The sequence below is a fragment of the Pseudomonas fluorescens genome (genome assembly GCF_902497855.1).
In the GTDB taxonomy this organism is placed as follows: domain Bacteria; phylum Pseudomonadota; class Gammaproteobacteria; order Pseudomonadales; family Pseudomonadaceae; genus Aquipseudomonas; species Aquipseudomonas fluorescens_BI.
In genome coordinates, this window is the sequence record NZ_CABVHU010000001.1 from 36,820 (window position 1) to 58,649 (window position 21,830).

Consider the following 21,830-nt stretch of genomic DNA (forward strand, 5'->3'; position numbering starts at 1 on the left):
GATTTTCACCCGCCCCCCCAGTGGCCTAATCCCGTATGAAAGCGAGCAAATCGGCGTTGATTTCATCGGCGTTCGTTGTCGGCATTCCGTGTGGGTAGCCCGAGTAGGTTTTCAGCGTGCTGTTTTGCAGTAGCTTGGCTGACAACAGCCCGGAGTTTGCATAAGGCACAATCTGATCGTCATCCCCATGCATCACCAGCACCGGGATCGTGATGCTTTTCAGATCTTCGGTAAAGTCGGTCTGGGAGAAGGCCACGATCCCATCGTAATGCGCCTTTGCACAACCCATCATGCCTTGCCGCCACCAGTTGCGGATGATGCCCTCGGACGGTTGCGCACCCGGGCGGTTATAACCGTAGAAAGGCCCGGCTGGAACGTCATGGTAGAACTGTGCGCGGTTGGCCTGCAGCTGTGCCTGCATGTCATCGAAAACCGACTTGGGCAAGCCGTCCGGATTGCTCGGGGTCTGAACCATCAACGGCGGCACGGCGCTGATGATGACGGCCTTCGACACTCGGTCTTCGCCGTGGCGAGCAATGTAATGGATGACTTCGCCCCCTCCGGTGGAGTGCCCCACATGAACTGCACCCTGCACGCCGAGATGGTCGACGACCGCCGCGACGTCATCGGCATAGTGATCCATGTCGTGCCCGTCCCAGACCTGGGTGGATCGCCCGTGGCCGCGCCGGTCGTGGGCAATGACCCGGTAGCCGTTCGCCAGGAAAAACAGCATCTGCGCATCCCAGTCGTCCGCACTCAGTGGCCATCCGTGATGGAAAAAGATCACTTGGGCGTCGCGTGGACCCCAGTCTTTGTAAAAGATCTCGACACCGTCCTGCGTAGTGACGTACCCCATGTTCGCATCCCCTGTATGAAATGGAGGCCATGATCGGAGCAAGGCCGCGAAATGACTTTAGGTTGAATGTCAGCTTTAAGGTCATTGGTTTTTTTGGGTGGAATATGAGAATAGGCGAACTGGCGAAAATCGGCGGATTGGCGCCTTTGATAACAGCCGTTTTCAGCCCTGCCGAAAAAAAAAGATACTGGTTACGGTGGCCGTTGTAGCGGGAACTTCAGGGTTATGGCCAGGTCAATTGGGGCCCTGTATCGCCAATGCCGAGCAGCGCTGTGGTCTGTTCTACGGCCGTGTCGTTCGAGATCAGTCGAGTCCGCCCCCAGATGCCAACCAAGAGTTTTCTGCCAAGTCTGATCCTGGTGTTCTGCGCGGTCGCATCGCTGTGTTCGGTTGCTGCCGAACGAAGAGCGCCAGCGCAAAGTAACAGCGCATCAACCACCCTGATCGAAACCGCCTCGCGGCAGTATGAAAATGGCGAGTTGGACCAAGCCGCTGCCACGCTGGAGCGTGCCCTGCATATCCAGCCGAACAATCCCGCGACCCTGCATTACCTCGGTGTGTTGCGCCTTCAGCAGGGGCAGTACCAGCAGGCTGAAACCTTGGCGGCGCGTTCGAACATAGGGGTCGGTCGCAACGTTGAGTTACGCAACCGCAACTTCCAACTGATCCAGGCGGCGCAGAAAGCGCAGGCTTCGAATGCCCCACCCAATGCCAAAGAGAACCTGGTCGCAGTACAGAAGGGGCTGGAAGAGGAGACCCAAAGGCGCCGCGAAGCGCAAATGGCCGTTGTTGAACCATCCACTCCGGACACTGGGCGCGACGCTGGCAACTTCGCTCGCGCACAGGCAGACCAGGTATTGGATTCACCGACGGCTGGCAGGCCTCGCCCCGAAGGAAAGTTGCAAAGGGCTTCCGTCGAGCCAGCACCTGCGTACGATGAGGTTGAGATTCCCCGCGGCCATCTGCCGCCTCCGGGTAAATGCCGAATCTGGTTTCCCGATCGCCCGCCGGGGCATCAGCCCAAACCCGGCAAATGCAAGAAGCTGCGACATCGGGTTCCGTCAGGCGCCTACTTGGTGCACGGTTGAGTTTGCGCGTGTCCACTTCTGGCAGACAGCCATCCTGCTATCCGAGCAGGCCTGCGCCGTAACCAGCGGCGATGGCAATGAGCACGAGAAAACACACCCAGCGATACACCCCGACCGTTGCCATCAACAGCAGCAAAGTCCAGGTCGCAAATCCAAGCAGCGTCCACATCGGTATGGTCATGGCCGCCATCCTCAAGCAATCATTTTCAACACGTCATTCCACCGACGCGGGCCCGGTCGCCGCTGTCGATCATTGACCCATGATGGGTTGCAGCGCGGTCTGAATCCTGGACATCTGCGCAGGGGTCGTCATGCCCGTCAGCAGCCGGCCAAAGTGTGGATGCTGCACGCCCGAGACAATGTATTGCCAGCGGTAGGCGCTCAGCACCGAGGTTTTGATTTGCGCTGTCTCATCGACACTGAACGAGCGTGGACCGTTGCCAATGAAGTAGTCGGCATCGGCTGCCGATTGTGCTTGCAGGATGGCGTCGACCGCCGCCACCAGCGCAATCAGATCGTTCACGGCCTGGTCGTGCTCGGCTGGCGAGAGTTTCGCGTGCTCGGCTTTCCACTCCAGTTCATCGAGCACGACGTGCCGGCTTTCATCCATCCAGTGAAATTTGAAGACATCCTTGAACAGTGGGCACAACTCCTCGCGCGGGGCGATGCTTTGCTTGTAGTGCGTTTGCACAAACAGTTCGATATGACAGGTCAGTGCCAGCACCGACCAGCTGCTGGCTGCCAGTACCGCGCGCGCCACATCGTTTGGATCGGCCACTTGACGATATCCCGCTGGCAATTGCGCGCCCATCATCGCCTCTATGCGCCGGAACAGCTCCTGGTGCTTGATCTCGTCATTGGAAAAGTGCACCAGCGCTTCGAGTGCAAGTTGGTCGTCAAATACATGGGCCCGACCTTGATCGAGCATTTTGGCACTGATGAAACGCTCGACCAGGCCAAATATATAGGCATAGGTTCGGCCCTGAATCTGACTGAGCAGGCGCGCCTCGTCCGGGGTGAGAAAGGTCAGGCCGTCGATCCGCGAGAGTCCGTCGGGCAAGAATTTGCGCGAGAAGTCGAAACGTCGGTCCTGGAGCAAATCGCGATCGATCTGCCATTGCGTTTTCTTCGATGATCTGACGATTTGTGCGTAACGGGCGGCGTTGCCCGAATCTGAGCCGGGTACGGTAGCGATGCTGTTCATATCGATCTCCTGCTTCCCTGGTCGAGTTGGAAGGGGGCCATTGCGGTTGACGCCGGACCCAATGACCGTTGGTGAAGACTCCGGGGAGAGCCTCGATCACCGAGTTCGCGTTGGTGCTAATCTAGGCCTCGCAGTTCAGGCGAAGAATGATCGATGCGCCTGATTACATGCTCCAGACTCCAGAAGGGAGGGCTGGCCGGTGTTGGATGCGTTTTCTGATGTCTTGCGGGTGATTCGGCTGTCCGGAGGGGTGTTCCTCGAGGCCGAATTCACTGCGCCCTGGTGCATCAACGGAAGAATTTCCGCGGACGATTGCAAGCCGTTCCTGGCGGCCCCCCGACAGGTCATCGCATCGCATTTTGTCACCGCGGGGCACATGCAATTACGCATCGACGGGGGTGCCGCCGTCGACGTACGGGCCGGCGAACTCATTCTGCTTCCACGCAATGACGCTCACTCCTTTGGCAGCGACCTGAACCTTGCGCCCATGCCGGGGCGCGAAGTTATTCAACGGTCGGAAGTCGGCGGCATTTCACGAATCAAGTACGGCGGGGGCGGCGAGGCCACGCAGTTATTGTGCGGATTCCTCGGCTCTGAAATACCCTTCAGTCCGTTACTGTCGTCCCTGCCATCCTTATTGAAACTGGACGTGCGCGCGACGGCTTCGGGTGCCTGGATTGAAAGCTCGTTCCGTTTCGCTATCAGTGAGATCGCGGCGGGGCGCGTCGGCTCCACGACGGTCATCGCCAAGCTGTCGGAATTGCTGTTCGTCGAAGCCGTCAGCCAGTATGTCGCGAGCCTCCCGGCTGAGCGGCGCGGGTGGCTGGCGGGTTTGCGAGACCCATCTATCGGGCGCGCACTGGCGCTGCTCCATGCTCGTCCAGCCGAGGGCTGGACGGCAGAAGCCCTGGCGCTGGAAGTGGGCATGTCGCGCTCGGTGTTCGCGGAGCGATTCACCGCCCTGGTCGGACAGCCACCGATGCAATACCTGACCCTCTGGCGCATGCACGTGGCGGCTCAACAGCTGCGCGAAGGTCGCGGTAATGTGGCGCAAATCGGCTTTGCAGTGGGTTACGAATCCGAAGCGGCGTTCAGTCGCGCATTCAAGCGCCAGTTCGGTGTGTCGCCCGGCACTTGGCGCAGGTAGAGGCTGCAATGTCCCACGTCAGCAGTACCTGGGTGATGGCCGCATCGATGACCTCATGCTGCGTGTTATCCCGAGCGAGGATGGAAATCCCCTGCAGGAAACTGTCGAACACCGTAGCCATCGCGGGGGCGTGGACAGTGTCCGGTAACTCACCGCTACGGATACCTCGCTCGACACACGCCAGAATCCCCGTGCGAGTGCGAACGCGGGACCGGGTCAGGGCATCGGCCACCCGGGCATTCTCCGGGCTGGGCGCGCTCATCGCGCCGAGGGCCACCATGCAGCCTTTGGGATGGCCGTCTTCACACTGCATGCGCGCCGATTGGCGCAGCGCGGTCTCGATGGCCTGGCGTGGCGGCATGCTCTCGTCCCACAGGCATTCGGTGACCCGGGCGAAAGTCGCCAGGTAACGCTGCACGCACTCATCGAACAACGCTTCCTTGGAGCCGAACGCGGCGTAAAAACTCGGCGCGGAAATCCCGCCCCCCAAGCCGGCTTTCAACTGAGCGAGGGAGGTGGCGTCGTAGCCGTGTTGCCAGAACAGGTGCAAGGCCTGTTCCACGGCTTGGTCGCGGTCGAAGGTGCGGGGACGGCCCATTTGCGCCATTGCAAGATTCCTCTGGAGGACGAGATAAATACTAATCGATACATAAGTCGTTGACAACGAGCGACAGCAACCCTCAACATTTATACCGATCAGTATTTAAGTCTGAAGTCCTCATTCAAGGAGTCTCCCGTGACACCCTCAATCACCTTGTCGGCAGCGTCCGATCGCCTGCCCATCGGCGCCTTGCTCGCCCTGGCCATGACCGGCTTCATCTGCATCGTCACCGAAACCCTGCCCGCCGGCCTATTGCCGCTGATCAGCGAAGGCCTGGCGATTTCCCCCTCCATGGCCGGCCAGATGGTCACCGCCTACGCCCTGGGTTCGGTGCTGGCAGTCATCCCCATGACCATCGCCACCCGCGGCTGGCGTCGTCGTAACGTGCTGCTGCTGACCATCGTCGGCTTCTTGCTGTTCAACTCCATCACCGCGCTGTCATCCCACTACGGCGTGATCCTGGTCGCGCGTTTCTGCGCCGGCGTCGCGGCGGGGTTGGCCTGGAGCCTGCTGGCCGGCTACGCCCGCCGCATGGTCGCGCCACATCAACAGGGCAAAGCACTGGCGCTGGCCATGGTCGGCACGCCGATTGCCCTGTCCCTGGGCGTGCCCCTGGGTACCTGGCTGGGTGGCCTGGTGGGTTGGCGCACCGCCTTCGGCCTCATGTCGGCCCTGACCCTGGTGCTGATCGCCTGGGTACTGGTGAAAGTCCCTGACTACCCACCCCAGGCCGCGCACCAACGCATGTCGCTGCGCACAGTGCTGACCACGCCGGGCGTGCGACCGGTGCTGGCGGTGGTGATCAGTTGGATGCTGGCACACAACATTCTCTACACCTACATCGCACCGTTCGTGGCGTCGGCGGGATTGGGGGATCGGGTGGATCTGGTGTTGTTGGTGTTTGGTATTGCAGCGTTGATGGGGATTTGGGTGACTGCCAAATTGGTTGAGCCATTGTTGCGCAAGACTGTGCTGGTGAGCCTGGCGGCGTTTGCGGCAGTTTCTGTGGTCTTTGGCTTTTTGGGTAGCGTGCCTGAGGTGATCTGCATCGGTGCGGCGGTTTGGGGGTTGAGCTTCGGCGGGGCGGCGACGTTGTTGCAAACGGCGCTGGCGGATGCGGCGGGGGATGGGGCGGATGTGGCGTTGTCGTTGAATGTGGTGGCCTGGAATAGTGCGATTGCCGGGAGTGGAGTGGTGGGTGGGGTATTGCTGGACAACTGGGGCGTCGCCTCTTTTCCGTGGGCAATGGTGGTACTGGCCGGGGTGGGTTTTGCGACTGCCTGGTGGGCTCGGGCTCACGGCTTCAAGTCAGGCCCGCGTGCGGCTGGCAGGCCTGCGGTTGCGGGGCACTGAGTCAACCAGCCGTTTAGATAAAGGAAAAAGGGGACGGAAAAATCTTGGAAAAAAGGGGGAAAAAGGGGACGATTTATTTTTCGTCCCTTTTTTCGTGGTTCGTCTCGCGAACGGATTTGCCTGAAGATTTGATTGAATGACAATTAGCCTTACGTGGTGAATTTGATCGACGCTCCCGCAGAGCGCTTGCGCCGGGCAACTCCATTCATGAAGGGCCGCAATTGGCCGATGGTGTTGAAAAAGTCGATCCGACCAAGGGCGAATTGATGGAAATTCAGGCGTATATTGGGTAGTGTCGATCCAGATAGTTGAGGCGATAGTCAATCGTCGGTGGTGTGACACGCGAGAGCGCAGGGGGAGCTAGATATCCCGGAACGTTTGGAGGTGTTACATGAGCCAGTATCAACGACTCTTTCTGATAGCCGGTCCAGCCATGCGCCACACCCCGGCGTTGGAGCGAGCTGTCGCCATTGCCGAAGCCACTGGCGCAGCGCTGCACATCACGGTGTTTATCGAAGACTCCCACCTTTTGGGTTTGAAGAACGCTGGTACCCGTTTTCGTGAGGCCTGTCAGCAGGAGAACGAAAAATGGTTGGAGGATGAGGCCGATCTGATCCGCGGGCGCGGGGTCGTGGTGAGTACCGAAGTGCTTGTTACGCGCACCGCGCTGCAAGAAATACTGCTGCATGTGGCAGAAATGCAGCCGGATCTGGTGATCAAGGACGTGCAACACGAGTCAGCGCTCAAACGCGTTTTCATTACGCCTCTGGATTGGCACCTGTTGCGCGAGTGTCCGGTGGCTGTGCATCTGGTCAGCGAAGTCAGGTGTCCACTTCCGCGGGTGGTAGTGGCGGCAGTCGATCCGTCACAACCCGAGACGCAGATCACTGGCATCAACGACCGCATCATCCAGGCGGCGAACGGATTGGCAATGCAATGCCGCGCGGAACTGCATCTGCTGCATGCCTACGATCTCTCGCTGACACATATATCCGACGCAGGCGCTGGTGCAGTGACGATGCCAGGTTTCAGCAGCGATGTGCGCAAGTCATTGCAAAAGTCATTTACCGCATTGGCCGACCACTACGGTGTGCCCACTGAGCGACAACACTTCGTTGAAGGGCCGCCTGGCAAAGCGCTGGCCGACTTTGCAGCGCATCACCGGGCCGATGTGATCGTCATGGGCAATGCGCATCGCAAGGGACTGGGCAAATGGGTGGGCAGTACGACGGAGCATGTTCTGAATCGAGTGCCCTGCAACATTTTCGCCGTTACGGGGGCCGCGTAGAAACCGACCTTAAAGGTGATCCGCATCAATCACCGCCTTGGCGAACGCCTGCGGAGCTTCCTGGGGCAGGTTGTGGCCGATGCCGCCGCTGATCAGCCGGAACTCGTATTTGCCGGTGAAACGCTTGGCGTAATCCTCGGGGGCAGGGTGCGGGGCGCCGTTGGCATCGCCTTCAAGGGTGATGGTCGGCACGCTGATGGACGGCGCCGTGGCCAGTTTCTGCTCGAGCGCCTCGTAGCGGCTTTCGCCCTGGACCAGGCCCAGGCGCCAGCGGTAGTTGAACACGGTGATGTCGACATGGTCGGGGTTGTCCAGCGCCTTGGCGCTGCGGTCGAAGGTGGCGTCATCGAAGGCCCATTGCGGCGACGCCAGTTGCCAGATCAGCTTGGCAAAATCGTGGGTGTTTTTCTCGTACCCGGCGCGGCCGCGGTCGGTGGCGAAGTAGAACTGATACCACCACTGCAACTCAGCCTTGGGTGGCAGCGGGTTCTTGCCGGCCGCCTGGTTACCGATCAGATAGCCGCTGACCGAGACCAGCGCCTTGACCCGTTCCGGCCACAGCGCCGAGACGATGCCCGCCGAACGCGCGCCCCAATCATAGCCACCGAGCACCGCTTGCTTGATTTTCAGTGCATCCATGAAGTCGATGACGTCACTGGCCAGCGCAGCGGGCTGGCCATTGCGCAGGGTTTTGTCCGAAAGAAAATGCGTGTCGCCGTAGCCTCGCGCATAGGGAATCAGCACCCGATAGCCCTTGGCTGCCAGCAAGGGGGCGACCTCGTCATAGCTGTGAATGTCGTACGGCCAGCCGTGCAGAAGTATCACCACCGGCCCGTCGGCCGGGCCTGTTTCGGCGTATGCCACGTTCAGCAGCCCGGCGTTGACATGCTTCAACGGGCCGAACGGAGAGGGGGTTGCATGAGTGGCGCCGCCATTGATCACGGCGGTCTGCGCGGCGGCGGTGGTTTGTGCCTGGGCCGCACCGAGAACGCCGAACAGGGTGAGCGCGAGGAGCGACGAGCCGAGAAGACGGCGGCGAGTTTTGCCGGTTGTTTCCTGCAGTGCCATTTTCATGCTGATGTCTCCGTTACAAGCCGTGGTCAGGGGGCTGAATAATCCCTTTGAAACCTGGGTTGCATTCGAACGCGGCGACGTATCCGGCCTGTGTCGAATCCCGGGCCGGGTGAAAACCTGTGTATCAAGATGCCAGTTAGACAAACTTTGATACACAGTGCAGCAGCAGAATAGCTACTAATGATTAAAAGCGAGGCGGGCCGGGTCGGTCCGGCGCCACGCGGTTCCGAGTCACGCCGCATTGCCCGTGCCCAGATCTGCTTTACCGAATCGAGAAGACGCCTTTGACGTCTTTTTTCGTTTCAACTCCTAGCGTTTGGTCCAGTTGCGCCGCGCTGCGGTCTCACGGACTTTGGACTGGGAATGGTTCAACCCCTGGATCACCGTCGGCAGTTCCAGTGACAACCGGCAACGGCCAACGCATCACCTTCTCAAGGTGACCAGTGTGCTCGTCCAGTTGTTCCTTGAGAACTACAAAGCCCTGGTTCTCATAGAAATGGATACCAGGAGCATTCGCCGAATACACGGTCAGCTGTAGAGTTGACTTGGAGGCCATGGCGTCCGCGAGAAGCTGTGTACCTATACCGGCTCCTTGACGCTCAGGCGATACGAATAGCGCGGCAAGCGTGTCTCCATATACAGAGCAGAATCCTGCTACTGCCCCATCTGCCTCAAACACCCGGGACATGGCGCCGGGTAGGTAGACCTCACGCATAGCGTCAAGCTGGTTACGCCAGAATTCGGGGGCGATGAAGTGATGTGCCTGGATTGACGCTCGTAGCCAAATGTCCAGTACGGGCGCCAGGTCATCGTTTCGAAAGTCGCGGATCATGAGGCCTCAACGATAGAGTCAGGAAGGAAATATTGTGCCATAGGCGTGATCAAGCCTGGGCCAGGCGTCCTACGCGTAACCAGCCAACGACCACTGCGCCAATCAGCAAAAAGCCCAGGTAGCCAAAGAGTGGATAGACCTGGCCCACCAGGCTGACAAACCCGACCAGACTGCCGACGAAAGCCAGTACGCCAGCGGCCGCTGAGCCGATGCGGAATTTGCGAGTGCCTGCCGGCAGCAGACGGGCCGAAAAGGAGTACAAGGTACCGACGGCCGTGTTGACGATCATCAGGAAGATAATCACTGCCATCAGCAGGCCCAGGAGCGGCGAAACCTCCGTGGCGATGGACAGCATGGGCATTGGCAAATCCGCCACGCTGTCCAGGCGTGACAGCAATCCCAGGCTCATCACCAGCATCAGCAGCCCAAGCAACGCGCCACCGAAGATACCTCCCCAGATGGCCTGCTTCTCGGATTTTGCGGCGCCGCCCATGATCGCCAGAAACGGCACCCCGGCCACGATGTTGTATGACACATACAGCAACGCTCCCAGCAGCCAATGGCTCGCGCCAGCGTCTTGCTGGCTGGCCAGTTGATTGAGTTCACCGAAACTCAAGCCCCGGGTGGCGGCGCCATACAGGGCCACCGCCACCGCCGTCAGGATCAACAGCGGTGTGACGGCGCCGATCATGCCAATGACCTTCTGCACATCCAGGCAGACGATGGCGACCACGATCAGGGTCACCGCCACGCTGCCGAACATGGCGGGGATACCGAACTGTTGTTCCAGCAAGGCGCCGCCGCCGGCCAACATGACCACGGTCACCGCAAACATGAAGAAGGTGATCATCAGGTCGACAAAGGTGCCCAGGTAGCGTCCGCACAGTGCATAGACGACGTCCTTGTGTGACTTTGCCTGCAGTCGGCTACCCATGCCCGCCAATGCCATCCCGAGAAAGGTGAAGAGCGCGGCGCTGACCACCGCCCCGAGCAGTCCCCATACGCCGAAATCCACGAACATCATCTGCAGTTCCCGACCGGAGGCGAATCCTGCACCGACAATCACACCGACAAATGCACCGGCTATTTTCAGACTTTCTTTCATGACGATTTCCCTCGAATTGTTTTTGTTATGGCTTATGGGGGGACCACTATTCATGGCCCTCCCGGGGCATCGCACAGGCAAACAGCAGGGGGGATCAGCGGGCGCCGACCCAGGCCTGGACTTCGATCTCCACATCGACCCCCAGCGCCAACTGGGCGCCGCCAACGGTGGAGCGCACCGGGAAACCATTCTCGAAGTGGTGCTTGTACACCTCGTTGAAACCGGCGAAATGTTGCATGTCCGACAGCCACACCGTGGCCTTCACCACCTGATCAAAACCCACGCCGCATTCGGCCAGGGTCTCGCCGATGCGGGCCATGGCAGCCTCGGTTTGATCGCGGATATCACCGAGCACCACCTCGCCCAGAGGGTTCATCGGTACTTGCCCCGAGAGGAACAGAAAGTCGCCGACGCGAATGGCCTTGGAGAACGGATAGGGCAGGTGGCTGGGGTAACGCTGAAAATGGTCAGACATGGTATGGAACCTCGTTGGGATGAATGATTAACGCAAACGACCAGGTACCAGGCGTTGCGGCTCGACGCCCTGGCGGCGCAGCGTTTCGGGCAGGGGCTGATCAAGCAATTGGGCACAGGCCAGTTGCGATACGCCCGCCGCAGACTGAATGCCATAACCGCCCTGGGCCGCCAGCCAGAAGAAGCCTTCGCAGTGATCGTCCCAGCCGACCACCAGATCGCCGTCGGCGACGAACGAGCGCAGGCCTGCCCAGCTGTGGCGTGGGCGGCGGATGGTCAGGGAAGTGGCGGCTTCGATGTGGTAGATCCCGGTGGCGATGTCCAGCTCTTCGGGCATCACGTCCTGTGGCGGGACGGGATCGGCGTTGGCCGGCGAGCCAAGCAGTTGGCCGGCGTCCGGTTTGAAGTAAAAACTTTCGTCGATGCCGATCACCGCAGGCCAGCGTGAGAAGTCGATGCCATCAGGGCCGTCGAAGGTAAAGGCGCTGCGTCGGCAGGGCTGCAACCCAATGGGCTGCACGCCGCACTGCTGCGCCACCTGATCGGCCCAGGCACCCGCGGCATTCACCAGGTTGCGCGCACGCAACTGGCGGCCGTCGGCCAGTGTCAGGTGCCAGTGACGACCTTCGCGGGTGGCGACGCTCAGGTGGGCATCGCATTGCAGCACGCCACCAGCACGGCGCATGGCCCGCAAAAAACCCTGGTGCAGCGCGTGGACGTCCAGGTCGCGGGCGTCGGTTTCGAGCATCGCTCCGACAATCGCCTCCGGGCGCAGGCAGGGCACCAACGCGAGGGCGTGCTCGGTATCAATCAATGAAACATTGCCAGCCTGTGCCTGGCCGGCTTCGAAGGTTTGTTTCAGCAGGGATTGTTGCCCTTCGCCTGCGACGTACAGACAGCCGCGCGGCTCCAGCAGCGCATGTTCGGTGAAGTCAGTGGGCGGTCGCTCATAGAAGTCCCGGCTGGCGCGGGTCAATGCCTGGATCTGCGGTGTGCCATAGCTTTCCATGAACATCGCGGCGGAGCGTCCGGTGGCGTGATAACCCGGTTGGCTCTCACGTTCGAGCACCACAACGCTGGCTTGCCCGGCCAAGCGATAGGCCAGGGAGGCCCCCGCAATACCACCGCCGATGATGGCGAAATCGAAACATTCGCTGTCGTGCATACCGAAGTAACTCCTGTCTCTGGGAAGGGGGAAAAATGTTTTCCCACCTTTATTTTTATAATTCTCAGATAAGAGAAATGTAAGATATGAGAATCCCCCAGTCAACCCTTTACCTTGAGGTATTATTCCAGCCCTTGCCTTGGCTGCCCCAGGCACCGTTTTTCGTACGACAGAGAAGTTTGCATGAGTTCCGATCGAGTCCCGTGTTCCACGGACCATCCCTTGATAGATCGCGCCCAGGTCGGTGCGCGCCTGCGTGTCATCCGCAAAAACCAGAAGTTGACGCTTAAACAACTGTCTGAGCGTTCAGGCGTGGCGCTGTCGACTTTGTCGAAGATGGAGCTGGCGCAAGTGTCGGTGAGTTACGAGAAACTCGCGGCCGCCGCACGGGCCCTGAGTGTGGATATTTCCCAGCTGTTCAGCCCGGCCAAGGCGGGCGTCAGCGCCGTACAGCCCACGGTGGTCAGCACCGCCATCGACAGTGCGGCGGGCTACAGTACGGGCAATTACGAATACCACCCGATGGCGGGGGATTTCCCCGGGCGCAGCATGACGCCCATGTATGCGCGGATCCGTGCGCGCGAACTGAACCAGTTCGAAGACTACATCCGTCACCCCGGACAAGAGTTCGCCGTGGTCCTTTCAGGCCGTGTGCGCATTCAATTCGAAACAGGTGAATCCATCAGCATCGGCTGTCGCGAAACAGCCTACTTCAACAGCTCGATTGGTCATATTTATCTGGCTGAAAGCGAGGATGGCGCCGATGCTGAAGTGATGGTGGTGATGTCGGAGTACTGACACCTAATGAGCCGGCTCCAGACTCGCTCCGCCGACAGCCTTGTACAACGCCACCACAGCCAGTGCCTGCTGTTCGGCAACGTCCGCAGTGCTCAGTTGAGCCTCGCGCAAGGCCGTCGCCGCGTCGAGGCGATCGTGCAGGTCGGTGATGCCGCGCTGGTAAAGCGTATCGGCATGACTGGCCGTACGCTGGGCGGCCGCGAGACGAATCTCTTCCTCCATGGCTTTGCGGCGGGCGGTATCAATGGCGGTGAGCGCATTTTCGGTATCCTCGATACCTTCAAGCACTGCCAGGCGATACGCAAAGATCGCTTCGGTCAAACCCGCTTCGCGCGCATTCACGACCGCGCGGCGTGCGCCCCAGTCCAGCAAGGGGATGTGGATTGACAGGCCTGCGGATGCGTTCGTCGCGCGTTCGGCCAGAGGGGTGCCGATCAGGTTGCCATTGGCGGTGATGTCTCCTGCCAGCGTCATGCGTGGGTAGAGATCGGCGATAGCGATACCCAGCTCCGCGCCAGCTTGTGCAATCTGGCGTTCTGCACGCTGGATTTCCGGGCGCACGCGCACAAGATCGGCAGGTAGGACACGCAGCGCCAAGCGTTCGGCCACGGGTTGTGGCGTCGGCTTCAGTAAGGATGAGTCGATGGTGGCTTTACCGGTCAACACGGCGATGCGCTGCGCGGATTGGAGTATGGATTGTTCGAGCAACGGCAGTTGCGCCGCTATCTCTGAGGCTGACGTCAAGCTGCGATCAATGTCGATATCGCCCACGATGCCAGCGGTGCGGCGGTCGCGCGTCAGCGCAACGAGATGGGTTGAATCCTTGAGGTTTTCTTTCTGAAGAGCCAGGCGGCGCTGCGCGCTGCGCAATTCGATGTAGTTGCGCACCACTTCGGCTACCACGTAGACACGCGTCATTCGCGACTCGGCCAGCGCGCTACCTGCTGTCGCGTGGGCGGCTTCTTCGGTGGCCGTGAGGCGCCCGAACAGATCGAGTTCCCAGGATGCATCAAAACCTGCCTGGAAGTTGCTGCTGGTTCGGCTTCCATCAGGAGACTGCAGATCGTCTTCTGAAGTTCGCTCGAAGTTACTTTCGGGAGGGCCAGACAGACGCTTCTGGCGGCGGCCTTCAGCGGTTGCGCCCACTTGAGGCAAGCGCTGAGTCTCGGCCGTTCGCACCAGCGCCCGGGCGGCTTGCAAGCGATTGCTGGCTTGCAACAGTGTCAGGTTCTGCTCAAGCGTTTCTGCAACCAACGCATCAAGCAGCGGTTCATCAAACGACTTCCACCACTGGGCGGGATCGACGCTCGGTGCGCGAGGCACGGTGCCACGGTTCGCCCAATCGGTCGCAAGCGGCTGCATGCTTTCTGGCTGCGGGCCAAGCTTTGCGCATCCCGCAAGCGTGGTGGCCATGACCATGGCCGCGAGTAAATGCGGCCATTGCCTGACTTGAGAGGTTGCCTGTCGGCTCACGGTAAGTTCCTTTCGTATCGTTGCTTGACTGTGCGTGGGGTTTTCTCAATACTAGACTAAGTAGTCGATCTAATAAAAGAGGTTGCAGTTAAGCACCTGCCTCTACACCAGCCTTTACGGAGAAGAAATGAGAAAAGTTGATCCTGAGAAACACCAGGCCAAGCTGCAGCAGATCCTCGAAGCGGCTGTCATGTGCTTTGCCGAAAAAGGCTTTCGCGGCACTTCGACCAACGAGATCTGTGCCGCTGCGGGCATGAGCCCTGGCAACCTGTTTCACTATTTCCCCAACAAGCAGGCAGTGATCGAGGCCATTGCGGAGGAAGACCGGCGCGAAATGAGCGAGCGCTTCGCCCAACTGGCCGATGAGCCCGATGCCATTGTGGCGGTTGAGCGATTGGCAAAGGATCTCTTGAAGCAGAGTGCCGATCCTGTCTACGCCAAGATCGGCGTTGAGGTCGTTGCCGAGTCCCTGCGCAATCCTGAAATGGCCAAGCTGTTTGCCGCCAGCGAGGCTTCGATCAAGGGCGATCTGGTAGCGCTTCTCCAGCGGGGGATCGCCCAAGGTCAGATCGATGCGACCCTGGATCCGAAGATCGCTGCTACCTGGCTCATCGCTCTTATTGACGGCGCGGTCTCTCGCTCTGTGTTGGATCGGGATTTCAAGCTTAGAGCCTATACGCCAACGCTGATGCGCATGATCCGGCGATTTCTTGAATAGATCGCTTCACTAAGCCCATTGCCTGTGCGCCGTCCCTTCTCCAGTGAAAGCTGGAGCTGCAGGGGTGCCCGCCAAGCTCACGGTTCTCCTTCGTTCCGATACGCTTTTTCGGACTACCTCAATGAAAACTCCGATGAACCCCAATCCCGCCATTCCTGGTGCGCCAGGACCCCGTAACCTGAAGCGTTGGGCGGGCGTCTTCCTGCTGCTGGTCAGCTTGGGAGCATGGCTGCTTTGGCCTTCCAGCGCGCCCGTAGCTTCCGTAACGCCCCCATTGCGTGTCAGTACTGTCACGGCAAGGCCGGCGATGCTCGATCATTCCGTGCGCGTGAATGGAACACTGGTTGCCCGCGAGGAAATCGCGATCAGCTCCTCCGTGCCGGAACAACGTGTGGCAGAGGTGAAGGTGGAGGAGGGCGACAGCGTCCAGGCTGGGCAGTTGCTGGCGCGGCTGGAAACGCAAGGGCTGGATGCACAAGTTCGCCAGGCGCTAGCGACATGGACGCGTGCGCGCGCGGCAGTGGGCCAACAGGAAGCTGTCGCCGTTGAAGCACAAGCCAGCTTCAAACGCATCGAGCCGCTGGGGGGAAGTGGGACTGTCAGTGAACAGCAGCTAGATGAACGTCGCGCCCAGGCGGACGCAGCAACGGCCAGCCTCCGTGCTGCACGCGCAGAAGTTGACCAGGCGTTCGCGCAACTTGCCGACGCTCGCCACCAGCGAAGCAAGGCGGATATCCATGCGCCCTTTGCCGGTGTCATCGCGGAGCGCGCGGCACGTACCGGCTCACTGAGCGGGGGTGACCCCATGTTCCTGCTGATTCGAGAGGGGCTCATCGAATTCGAAGGGGAAGTGGCGGAAACCGATCTGGTCGACATCGCGCCTGGACAAACGCTTTCCGTCCAGATTGCCGGGATCTCTTCTGCCATGGAGGGCACGGTTCGACGGGTGGTCCCCAAGGTCGATGCCCGATCCCGACTCGGTCGCGTGCGCATTGCGTTGAACTATTCCCCCGTGCTTCGCACGGGTACCTATGCTCAAGCGACGCTGAACCTGGAACAGCGCACGCTCAACGTGGCGCTGCCGGTTCGGGCATTTTCCATCATCGATGCCAATCGGGCCTCGGTGATGCAGGTCAATGACGAGGGGATCATTGCGCGTCGGATGGTGACGACCGGTCGACGCAGCGGCGACTTGCTGGAGATCACCTCGGGCCTGCAGGCCGGCGAGCGCGTAGTGGCAAATGCGTCCGCTTTTGTGCGCGAAGGCGATGTTGTGATCGCCTCCGCCGCTGATGCGCCTCTGACCCAGGAGGCACCATGAGTTTCCAGGTATCATCCTGGGCCATTCGGCGGCCCATTCCCACGCTGGTGCTGTTCTTCCTGCTGGCTGTCGTCGGCATCAGCGCTTTCTTGCGCCTGCCCATCAACGCCAATCCACGGGTGGACTTTCCCGTTGTCACCGTTGCTGTCACCCTGCCGGGAGCCGCATCGAGCGAACTGGAAAATGCGGTCACCCGTCGCGTGGAAAACGCCATCGCCGGGCTCGCCGGTATCCGGCACATGAGTTCAACACTGAGCGACGGCACGTCTCTGACCACGGTTGAATTTCAACTCGGCGTCGATCCCGACCGCGCAACGAATGATGTGCGTGAAGTCGTCACCGAGGCGCGTGCAGAGTTGCCGCAAGCCGTACTTGAACCACGTGTTTCACGGGTGGATGTGGAAGGGGGCGCGATCCTCTATTACGCGGTCGATTCCGCTGAGCGCAATACCGTGGAACTTTCCTGGTTCGTGGACGATACCGTCAGCCGAGCCTTGCTCGCGACGCCCGGCGTACAGCGTGTGCAGCGCATGGGAGGGGTGAATCGTGAAATCCGCATTGAACTCAAACCTGATCGGCTGGCCGCACTCGGCATCAGTGCCGAGCAGGTCAACGCACAATTGGTGCAGAGCAACGTGGATGTGCCTGGCGGACGCATCATTCTCTACGGCCGCGAACAAGCCATCCGTACGCTGGGAAGTGCCGCTAGCGTTGAAGAACTCGCGGCCCGTCCGATCGCCCTTTCGGGGGGGCGGTGGGCCACGATTGCCGACCTGGCGACCGTAACCGATGCCAGTAGCGAGAGTCGGGAACTGGCCCGGTTGAATGATCGGGAAGTGGTCGGTTTTGCCGTTTACCGCGCCAAGGGCTCCAGCGACACGGTGGTTGCGCAGGGCGTCGAAGACACCATCGCCGGCCTCCAGCGCAGCGATGGCGATCTCAAGATCCAACAGTTCGCCTCCTCGGTGGACTACACCCGCTCCAGCTACAAAATGTCCATGATGACGTTGTTGGAAGGTGCAATCCTGACCGTCATCGTGGTGTTCTTCTTCCTGCGCAACTGGCGCGCCACCCTGGTCGCGTCCATCGCGCTGCCGTTGTCGATCCTGCCGACATTCGCCGCCATGGCATTGCTGGGCTACACCCTGAACAGCATCACCTTGCTGGCGTTGACCTTGGTGATCGGCATTCTGGTCGACGACGCCATTGTCGAAATCGAGAACATCGAGCGCCATCTGGACATGGGCAAACGCCCGTTCCGTGCCGCAATTGATGCCAGCGATGCGATCGGCTTCGCAGTCGTTGCCATCACCGCGACCATTGTGGCCGTGTTCCTTCCGGTGAGTTTCATTGGTGGCTACATCGGACAGTACTTCACACAGTTCGGCGTCACGGTTTCCGTCGCGGTGCTGGCCTCCATGCTGGTCGCACGGCTGGCAACACCGCTTCTTGCGGCCTATCTGATGCAGCCCAAGACTGGTGTGAGTCCAGGTGGCCATGGCGCGCACGCCCAGCCAGGCGAGCTGATGGCGCGCTATCTGAGTGTGTTGGACTGGTCGCTTCGCCATCGCCGTACAGCACTGGGGATCGGGGCGGCTTTCCTTTTCAGCTCGCTTCTCTTGATTCCCTTGCTCCCCACGGGTTTCCTGCCCGTCAGCGATCTCAGCCTGACGCAAGTCAACGTCGAACTGACGCCGGGTACACCGCTGGCCCAGACCGACGAGAAGCTGCGAGAAGCCGGCAACCAGGTCGCCCGGCGCAAGGAAGTGAATGCCGTGTTCACGCTGGCCGGAGGACAGGATGCGGCAGGCGCCAACGATGTCACCAAAGGCATGCTTCTGGTCCGCCTCAAGCCCCCGGGCGAACGGGAGCTGGATCAAAAAGGGTTCGAGCAATCGTTGCAGCAGGATCTGAATCGATTCGATGACATACGCTTCACCTTCCAGGGGGGAAGCGATGCACGGGATGTTTCCATCATCCTGCTGAGCGCGGACCCCGCGAAGCTGTCAGAGACTGCGAACCAACTTCAGCGACAAATGCGCGGTGTCGCGGGCATTGCCAATGTTCAGGTCAACGAGCCGCTTGCCCGCCCGGAATTGCTGATTCAGCCGCGTCTCCATGAGGCAGCACTGGCGGGCGTCTCTGCATCCAGTATCGGCAGTGTCATGCGCATCGCGACACTCGGTGAAGTCGATGCAGGTTCTGCTCGATTCAACCTGACTGATCGACAAATACCCATTCGCGTCGCACTGGATGAGCGCTCACGCGGTGATCTGGATATTCTGCGAAACCTGAGCGTTCCAACCGACGACGGCAATAGCGTTCCACTGCATGCCGTCGCCACTCTCGGCTTCGCGGATGGGCCGGCCCGCATCGAGCGCTTTGACCGTCTTCGACGGGTGTCGGTGGATGCGGACCTGAGTTCCGGCGTCACCCTGGGTGACGCTCTCGACAACATCAATGCCTTGCCTGTACTGCAAGCGTTGCCTGAAGGCGTGCGCCGTGTCGAATATGGTGATGCCGAGTACATGAACGAGATGTTCGACAAGTTTGGTGTGGCCATGGGTTTTGGCATCCTGATGGTGTATGCCGTCCTGGTGCTGCTGTTCAAGGATTTTCTGCAGCCCATCACGATCCTGGTCGCGCTTCCTCTGTCCATCGGTGGTGCCATTGCAGGCCTGCTGCTCTATGGCGCGGCACTCGACCTTCCCGCGATGATCGGCATCCTGATGTTGATGGGCATCGTCACGAAGAACTCTATTCTTCTGGTCGAGTTCGCCAATGAAAAGTGCCGGGAAGGGGTGTCGCGCATGGACGCACTTCTGCGTTCGGGAGCAGAGCGTGCCCGCCCGATCATCATGACGACCATCGCCATGGCCGCCGGCATGGTTCCCGCGGTACTCAGCAGCGGTGCCGACAGTGGCTTTCGGGCGCCCATGGCGATCGCCGTGATCGGAGGATTGATCACGTCTACCGTCCTGAGCCTGGTTTTCGTTCCGGTAGTGTTCACCTACATGGACGATTTGCGCGGGTACCTCGCGCAAAGACTGACCCGATTGACCTCCGTCACCGAACGAGATCGAAAGGAGGGGGAGTCATTGATGTGAGGGTGGGCGAAGGCCCTTGGGGCGTGGCGCCGAATGCTTGCCCCGCTTCAAGGCCCCGGCAGCCGCGACTTTGAGTAACCGGCGAAAATTCGGGCATTGCGCGTGGCTGGGGGCAGGGCATGCGGCCGCATGCCGCAATCCCCGACTCATCGCCTGCAGTTGCTTGACGGTCGCATCAATCTCATCGGCCTTGGCCAAAAGCACATCTCTATCAACAACGACCTCGCCACTCGGGGACAGCATGACCTGTATCTCGTCCAGCGAGAGACCTGCAGCCTGTCCGAGTGCGATAACAGCCAACTGCTCAACCACGGCAGACGCAAACTGGCGGCGAGCCCCGCGCGGGCCGACTGACGCGATCAATCCTTTCTTCTCGTAGAAACGCAATGTGTGGGCAGGAAGTCCCGTGCGTTTGACGACCTCAGTGATATCCATTTTCAGCCCATTGACTTGAAGTTGACTTCAACTTTTATCATGCCTGCGCAAGATTAATCAGTCCATGAATAAGAGGTCTGTATGGCATCGCTGGAAGAGGTTGCACAAGTTATTCTGTTGGGGGTCGGCGCTACCGTCGTCATGGATTTGTGGATGTTCCTTCTGAAGGCTTTTGGCGTTCCAACACTGAATTTCGCTTTCGTCGGGCGCTGGGTAGGTCATGCGTGCCAAGGTAAGTTCGCTCATGTCAGCATTGGAAAAGCGACACCCGTACGAGGTGAAGTGGCTCTGGGGTGGATAGCGCACTACGCCACGGGCATTGCTTTCGCGGTGTTGCTGGCGTGCATTGAAGGTGTTGCCTGGCTGCAGGAACCAACCTTCCTGCCGGCAATCGCTTTGGGCGTCGCAACAGTGGCAGTGCCGCTTTTTGTTATACAGCCCGCCATGGGGGCAGGATTTGCATCCTCCAGGACGCCGACGCCAGCCACGAACTGCATGCGCAGTTTAATCAATCATGCCGTCTTTGGAGTTGGCCTCTACCTGGCTGCTGTGGGAATCGCCTGGGCTTCGAAGTGAGTGAAGCTCAAACGGGTTATACCCCGTCCGTTGGCTGGTCAGACACAGTTGCTGACGACGTATCTGTTACGCATGGAGATGTATCGTGAAGACCGACAAGAAGATTCTGTGTTTTTCCAACGCCAGTGAGATCACTACTTTCGAGGAGGGCGATCCGGATGAAAATCCTTGGGTTTTCGGCCAGCCGAAGATCGAGAATATCAAGGTGCAGGCTTATGATTACGCCTGGGCGACGCTGTTTCAGACGCTGAGGAACAGCATTGACATCGCTCTGGCAGGGAAAGCGCTGGCGATCGAGCATGTTGGATCTACGGCCGTACCGGGATTGTCAGCCAAGCCGGTCATCGACATTGACGTGATCGTCGATGATCCCGAGAACGAAGATGCTTATGTTCCGGCATTGACAGCAATGGGCTACACGCTAACTGTGCGAGAGCGGTCCTGGTACCAGCACCGAATGCTTCGTCACGACTCTCCTCGTGTCAACGTGCATGTGTTTGGAGCTCACTGTCCCGAGCATATTCGCCATGTCCTTTTCCGGGATTGGCTCTGCGCGCATTCGCAAGACCGCAACCTGTACGCTGAAGTAAAGATGCAGGCGAAGGATGGAGCCGACACGGTGCAAACATACAACATGAGAAAGCAGGCGGTCGTCAGACAAATCTATGCAAAGATCTTTGAATCCTATGGCTTGTTGACAGCAGGTAATGGGTGCGACCCAGTTAGTTCATCGTGAACCGGGTTTGATCGCGGCTCAAAATGGAAATTATGGCAATGATTACGATTAGATCTTCCCGGCCCGGCGAGGGTGAGCGCGCAGTCGAAATTTGGCGGGGCGCGGTTGACGCTACACATGACTTTCTTTCGCAGCAGGATCGCCTCGCCATCGACGAGATGGTCTGCGGCTTTCTGCCCCAGGCACCGCTCTGGTTTGCCGTGGATGCCAATGATTACCCGCTGGCCTTCATGCTCATCGACAACGGACACATGGAGGCACTCTTCGTCGATCCAGCTTGTCGCGGAACGGGTGTTGGTTCCGCGCTCGTGCGCCATGGCCTTGCGCTTCATCCAAAAATGACTACCGACGTCAATGAACAGAACGGTCAAGCAGTCGGCTTCTATGAAAAAATGGGATTCAGGCGCACAGGCCGCTCGCCACTCGACGGGCAAGGAAGGCCTTATCCGCTCATCCACCTTGAACATGTGAACTAATCA

21 protein-coding genes and 1 pseudogene are annotated in these 21,830 nt (G+C 59.8%); 11 read left to right on the forward strand and 11 right to left on the reverse strand.

Translation table 11 applies throughout. The features are described from left to right. Nucleotides 1-25: 25 nt before the first annotated feature. Entirely contained in the window at nucleotides 26-856 is an 831-nt protein-coding gene (locus tag F8N96_RS00160) for an alpha/beta fold hydrolase (protein ID WP_150796043.1), read from the reverse strand. A gap of 323 nt (nucleotides 857-1,179) precedes the next feature. Here F8N96_RS00160 and F8N96_RS00170 point away from each other — a divergent pair, with 323 nt between their 5' ends. Then, complete coding sequence (locus F8N96_RS00170) at nucleotides 1,180-1,944, forward strand: tetratricopeptide repeat protein (RefSeq protein WP_150796044.1); 765 nt, start codon at nucleotides 1,180-1,182, stop codon at nucleotides 1,942-1,944. A gap of 85 nt (nucleotides 1,945-2,029) precedes the next feature. On the opposite strand, the pseudogene F8N96_RS00175 reads toward F8N96_RS00170, so the two are convergent. Next, nucleotides 2,030-2,125, reverse strand: a pseudogene (locus tag F8N96_RS00175) (MAPEG family protein); the annotation flags it as partial. A 69-nt stretch (nucleotides 2,126-2,194) separates the two neighbouring features. Continuing rightward, nucleotides 2,195-3,148, reverse strand: coding sequence for a diiron oxygenase (locus tag F8N96_RS00180; RefSeq protein ID WP_150796045.1), 954 nt, complete (start codon nucleotides 3,146-3,148; stop codon nucleotides 2,195-2,197). A 199-nt stretch (nucleotides 3,149-3,347) separates the two neighbouring features. Between F8N96_RS00180 and F8N96_RS00185 the strand changes: the two genes are divergently transcribed. Then, complete coding sequence (locus F8N96_RS00185; protein ID WP_150796046.1) at nucleotides 3,348-4,295, forward strand: AraC family transcriptional regulator; 948 nt, start codon at nucleotides 3,348-3,350, stop codon at nucleotides 4,293-4,295. Here the strand turns inward: F8N96_RS00185 and F8N96_RS00190 are convergent. Then, nucleotides 4,252-4,902, reverse strand: a complete 651-nt coding sequence (locus F8N96_RS00190; RefSeq protein WP_150796047.1) for a TetR/AcrR family transcriptional regulator — start codon at nucleotides 4,900-4,902, stop codon at nucleotides 4,252-4,254. The two genes, F8N96_RS00185 and F8N96_RS00190, sit on opposite strands and share 44 nt — an antisense overlap. Before the next feature lie 129 nt (nucleotides 4,903-5,031). Between F8N96_RS00190 and F8N96_RS00195 the strand changes: the two genes are divergently transcribed. Together F8N96_RS00195 and F8N96_RS00200 are read left to right on the forward strand one after the other, a co-directional pair. Continuing rightward, nucleotides 5,032-6,249 carry an MFS transporter gene (locus F8N96_RS00195; RefSeq protein WP_150796048.1) on the forward strand — a complete coding sequence of 406 codons (1,218 nt, stop codon included), beginning with the start codon at nucleotides 5,032-5,034 and terminating at the stop codon, nucleotides 6,247-6,249. Between the two features lie 391 nt (nucleotides 6,250-6,640). Next, a complete protein-coding gene (locus tag F8N96_RS00200) occupies nucleotides 6,641-7,537 on the forward strand; it encodes a universal stress protein (protein WP_150796049.1) in 897 nt (298 codons plus the stop codon). Nucleotides 7,538-7,546: 9 nt separating this feature from the next. Here F8N96_RS00200 and F8N96_RS00205 read toward each other — a convergent pair whose 3' ends face one another. The 5 genes from F8N96_RS00205 to F8N96_RS00225 form a co-directional block, all read right to left on the reverse strand. Next, nucleotides 7,547-8,611: an alpha/beta fold hydrolase gene (locus F8N96_RS00205; protein ID WP_150796050.1), complete on the reverse strand. Its 1,065-nt coding sequence runs from the start codon at nucleotides 8,609-8,611 to the stop codon at nucleotides 7,547-7,549. A gap of 343 nt (nucleotides 8,612-8,954) precedes the next feature. After that, nucleotides 8,955-9,443, reverse strand: coding sequence for a GNAT family N-acetyltransferase (locus F8N96_RS00210; protein WP_150796051.1), 489 nt, complete (start codon nucleotides 9,441-9,443; stop codon nucleotides 8,955-8,957). 49 nt (nucleotides 9,444-9,492) lie between these two features. Beyond that, entirely contained in the window at nucleotides 9,493-10,548 is a 1,056-nt protein-coding gene (locus tag F8N96_RS00215) for a hypothetical protein (protein ID WP_150796052.1), read from the reverse strand. A 94-nt stretch (nucleotides 10,549-10,642) separates the two neighbouring features. Continuing rightward, on the reverse strand, nucleotides 10,643-11,023 hold the full coding sequence (locus F8N96_RS00220) for a RidA family protein (RefSeq protein ID WP_150796053.1): 381 nt from the start codon (nucleotides 11,021-11,023) through the stop codon (nucleotides 10,643-10,645). Nucleotides 11,024-11,050: 27 nt separating this feature from the next. Continuing rightward, the gene (locus F8N96_RS00225) at nucleotides 11,051-12,187 is read right to left on the reverse strand and encodes an NAD(P)/FAD-dependent oxidoreductase (RefSeq protein ID WP_150796054.1); all 1,137 of its coding nucleotides are present in this window, start codon (nucleotides 12,185-12,187) and stop codon (nucleotides 11,051-11,053) included. A gap of 183 nt (nucleotides 12,188-12,370) precedes the next feature. Between F8N96_RS00225 and F8N96_RS00230 the strand changes: the two genes are divergently transcribed. Next, nucleotides 12,371-12,985 carry a helix-turn-helix domain-containing protein gene (locus F8N96_RS00230; RefSeq protein ID WP_150796055.1) on the forward strand — a complete coding sequence of 205 codons (615 nt, stop codon included), beginning with the start codon at nucleotides 12,371-12,373 and terminating at the stop codon, nucleotides 12,983-12,985. Between the two features lie 3 nt (nucleotides 12,986-12,988). Here F8N96_RS00230 and F8N96_RS00235 read toward each other — a convergent pair whose 3' ends face one another. Beyond that, nucleotides 12,989-14,458: an efflux transporter outer membrane subunit gene (locus F8N96_RS00235; RefSeq protein ID WP_150796056.1), complete on the reverse strand. Its 1,470-nt coding sequence runs from the start codon at nucleotides 14,456-14,458 to the stop codon at nucleotides 12,989-12,991. An 82-nt stretch (nucleotides 14,459-14,540) separates the two neighbouring features. On the opposite strand from F8N96_RS00235, the gene F8N96_RS00240 reads away from it, so the two are divergent. The 3 genes from F8N96_RS00240 (at nucleotide 14,541) to F8N96_RS00250 (ending at nucleotide 19,604) form a co-directional block, all read left to right on the forward strand. After that, nucleotides 14,541-15,176 (forward strand): TetR/AcrR family transcriptional regulator, encoded by a 636-nt coding sequence (locus tag F8N96_RS00240; protein WP_224789454.1) that lies wholly within the window; start codon nucleotides 14,541-14,543, stop codon nucleotides 15,174-15,176. A 121-nt stretch (nucleotides 15,177-15,297) separates the two neighbouring features. After that, nucleotides 15,298-16,497: an efflux RND transporter periplasmic adaptor subunit gene (locus F8N96_RS00245; RefSeq protein ID WP_150796057.1), complete on the forward strand. Its 1,200-nt coding sequence runs from the start codon at nucleotides 15,298-15,300 to the stop codon at nucleotides 16,495-16,497. Next, nucleotides 16,494-19,604 (forward strand): efflux RND transporter permease subunit, encoded by a 3,111-nt coding sequence (locus tag F8N96_RS00250; protein ID WP_150796058.1) that lies wholly within the window; start codon nucleotides 16,494-16,496, stop codon nucleotides 19,602-19,604. The genes F8N96_RS00245 and F8N96_RS00250 overlap by 4 nt, the downstream gene beginning before the upstream one ends. Here the strand turns inward: F8N96_RS00250 and F8N96_RS00255 are convergent. Continuing rightward, nucleotides 19,593-20,039 carry a helix-turn-helix domain-containing protein gene (locus F8N96_RS00255; protein WP_150796059.1) on the reverse strand — a complete coding sequence of 149 codons (447 nt, stop codon included), beginning with the start codon at nucleotides 20,037-20,039 and terminating at the stop codon, nucleotides 19,593-19,595. The genes F8N96_RS00250 and F8N96_RS00255 overlap by 12 nt on opposite strands. Nucleotides 20,040-20,120: 81 nt before the next feature. Between F8N96_RS00255 and F8N96_RS00260 the strand changes: the two genes are divergently transcribed. The 3 genes from F8N96_RS00260 (at nucleotide 20,121) to F8N96_RS00270 (ending at nucleotide 21,827) form a co-directional block, all read left to right on the forward strand. Further along, the gene (locus F8N96_RS00260; protein WP_150796060.1) at nucleotides 20,121-20,615 is read left to right on the forward strand and encodes a DUF2938 domain-containing protein; all 495 of its coding nucleotides are present in this window, start codon (nucleotides 20,121-20,123) and stop codon (nucleotides 20,613-20,615) included. Nucleotides 20,616-20,700: 85 nt separating this feature from the next. Beyond that, a complete protein-coding gene (locus F8N96_RS00265) occupies nucleotides 20,701-21,351 on the forward strand; it encodes a GrpB family protein (RefSeq protein WP_150796061.1) in 651 nt (216 codons plus the stop codon). Between the two features lie 23 nt (nucleotides 21,352-21,374). Further along, the gene (locus F8N96_RS00270) at nucleotides 21,375-21,827 is read left to right on the forward strand and encodes an acetyltransferase (protein ID WP_224794060.1); all 453 of its coding nucleotides are present in this window, start codon (nucleotides 21,375-21,377) and stop codon (nucleotides 21,825-21,827) included. The last annotated feature ends 3 nt before the right edge of the window (nucleotides 21,828-21,830 follow it).

Excerpts from the sequence above, each read along its gene's own strand:
- F8N96_RS00160 (WP_150796043.1), bottom strand. The coding sequence starts at position 856 with ATGGGGTACGTCACTACGCAGGACGGTGTCGAGATCTTTTACAAAGAC.
- F8N96_RS00170 (WP_150796044.1), top strand. The coding sequence starts at position 1,180 with ATGCCAACCAAGAGTTTTCTGCCAAGTCTGATCCTGGTGTTCTGCGCG.
- F8N96_RS00180 (WP_150796045.1), bottom strand. The coding sequence starts at position 3,148 with ATGAACAGCATCGCTACCGTACCCGGCTCAGATTCGGGCAACGCCGCC.
- F8N96_RS00190 (WP_150796047.1), bottom strand. The coding sequence starts at position 4,902 with ATGGCGCAAATGGGCCGTCCCCGCACCTTCGACCGCGACCAAGCCGTG.
- F8N96_RS00200 (WP_150796049.1), top strand. The coding sequence starts at position 6,641 with ATGAGCCAGTATCAACGACTCTTTCTGATAGCCGGTCCAGCCATGCGC.
- F8N96_RS00205 (WP_150796050.1), bottom strand. The coding sequence starts at position 8,611 with ATGAAAATGGCACTGCAGGAAACAACCGGCAAAACTCGCCGCCGTCTT.
- F8N96_RS00210 (WP_150796051.1), bottom strand. The coding sequence starts at position 9,443 with ATGATCCGCGACTTTCGAAACGATGACCTGGCGCCCGTACTGGACATT.
- F8N96_RS00215 (WP_150796052.1), bottom strand. The coding sequence starts at position 10,548 with ATGAAAGAAAGTCTGAAAATAGCCGGTGCATTTGTCGGTGTGATTGTC.
- F8N96_RS00220 (WP_150796053.1), bottom strand. The coding sequence starts at position 11,023 with ATGTCTGACCATTTTCAGCGTTACCCCAGCCACCTGCCCTATCCGTTC.
- F8N96_RS00225 (WP_150796054.1), bottom strand. The coding sequence starts at position 12,187 with ATGCACGACAGCGAATGTTTCGATTTCGCCATCATCGGCGGTGGTATT.
- F8N96_RS00230 (WP_150796055.1), top strand. The coding sequence starts at position 12,371 with ATGAGTTCCGATCGAGTCCCGTGTTCCACGGACCATCCCTTGATAGAT.
- F8N96_RS00245 (WP_150796057.1), top strand. The coding sequence starts at position 15,298 with ATGAAAACTCCGATGAACCCCAATCCCGCCATTCCTGGTGCGCCAGGA.
- F8N96_RS00250 (WP_150796058.1), top strand. The coding sequence starts at position 16,494 with ATGAGTTTCCAGGTATCATCCTGGGCCATTCGGCGGCCCATTCCCACG.
- F8N96_RS00255 (WP_150796059.1), bottom strand. The coding sequence starts at position 20,039 with ATGGATATCACTGAGGTCGTCAAACGCACGGGACTTCCTGCCCACACA.
- F8N96_RS00260 (WP_150796060.1), top strand. The coding sequence starts at position 20,121 with ATGGCATCGCTGGAAGAGGTTGCACAAGTTATTCTGTTGGGGGTCGGC.
- F8N96_RS00270 (WP_224794060.1), top strand. The coding sequence starts at position 21,375 with ATGGAAATTATGGCAATGATTACGATTAGATCTTCCCGGCCCGGCGAG.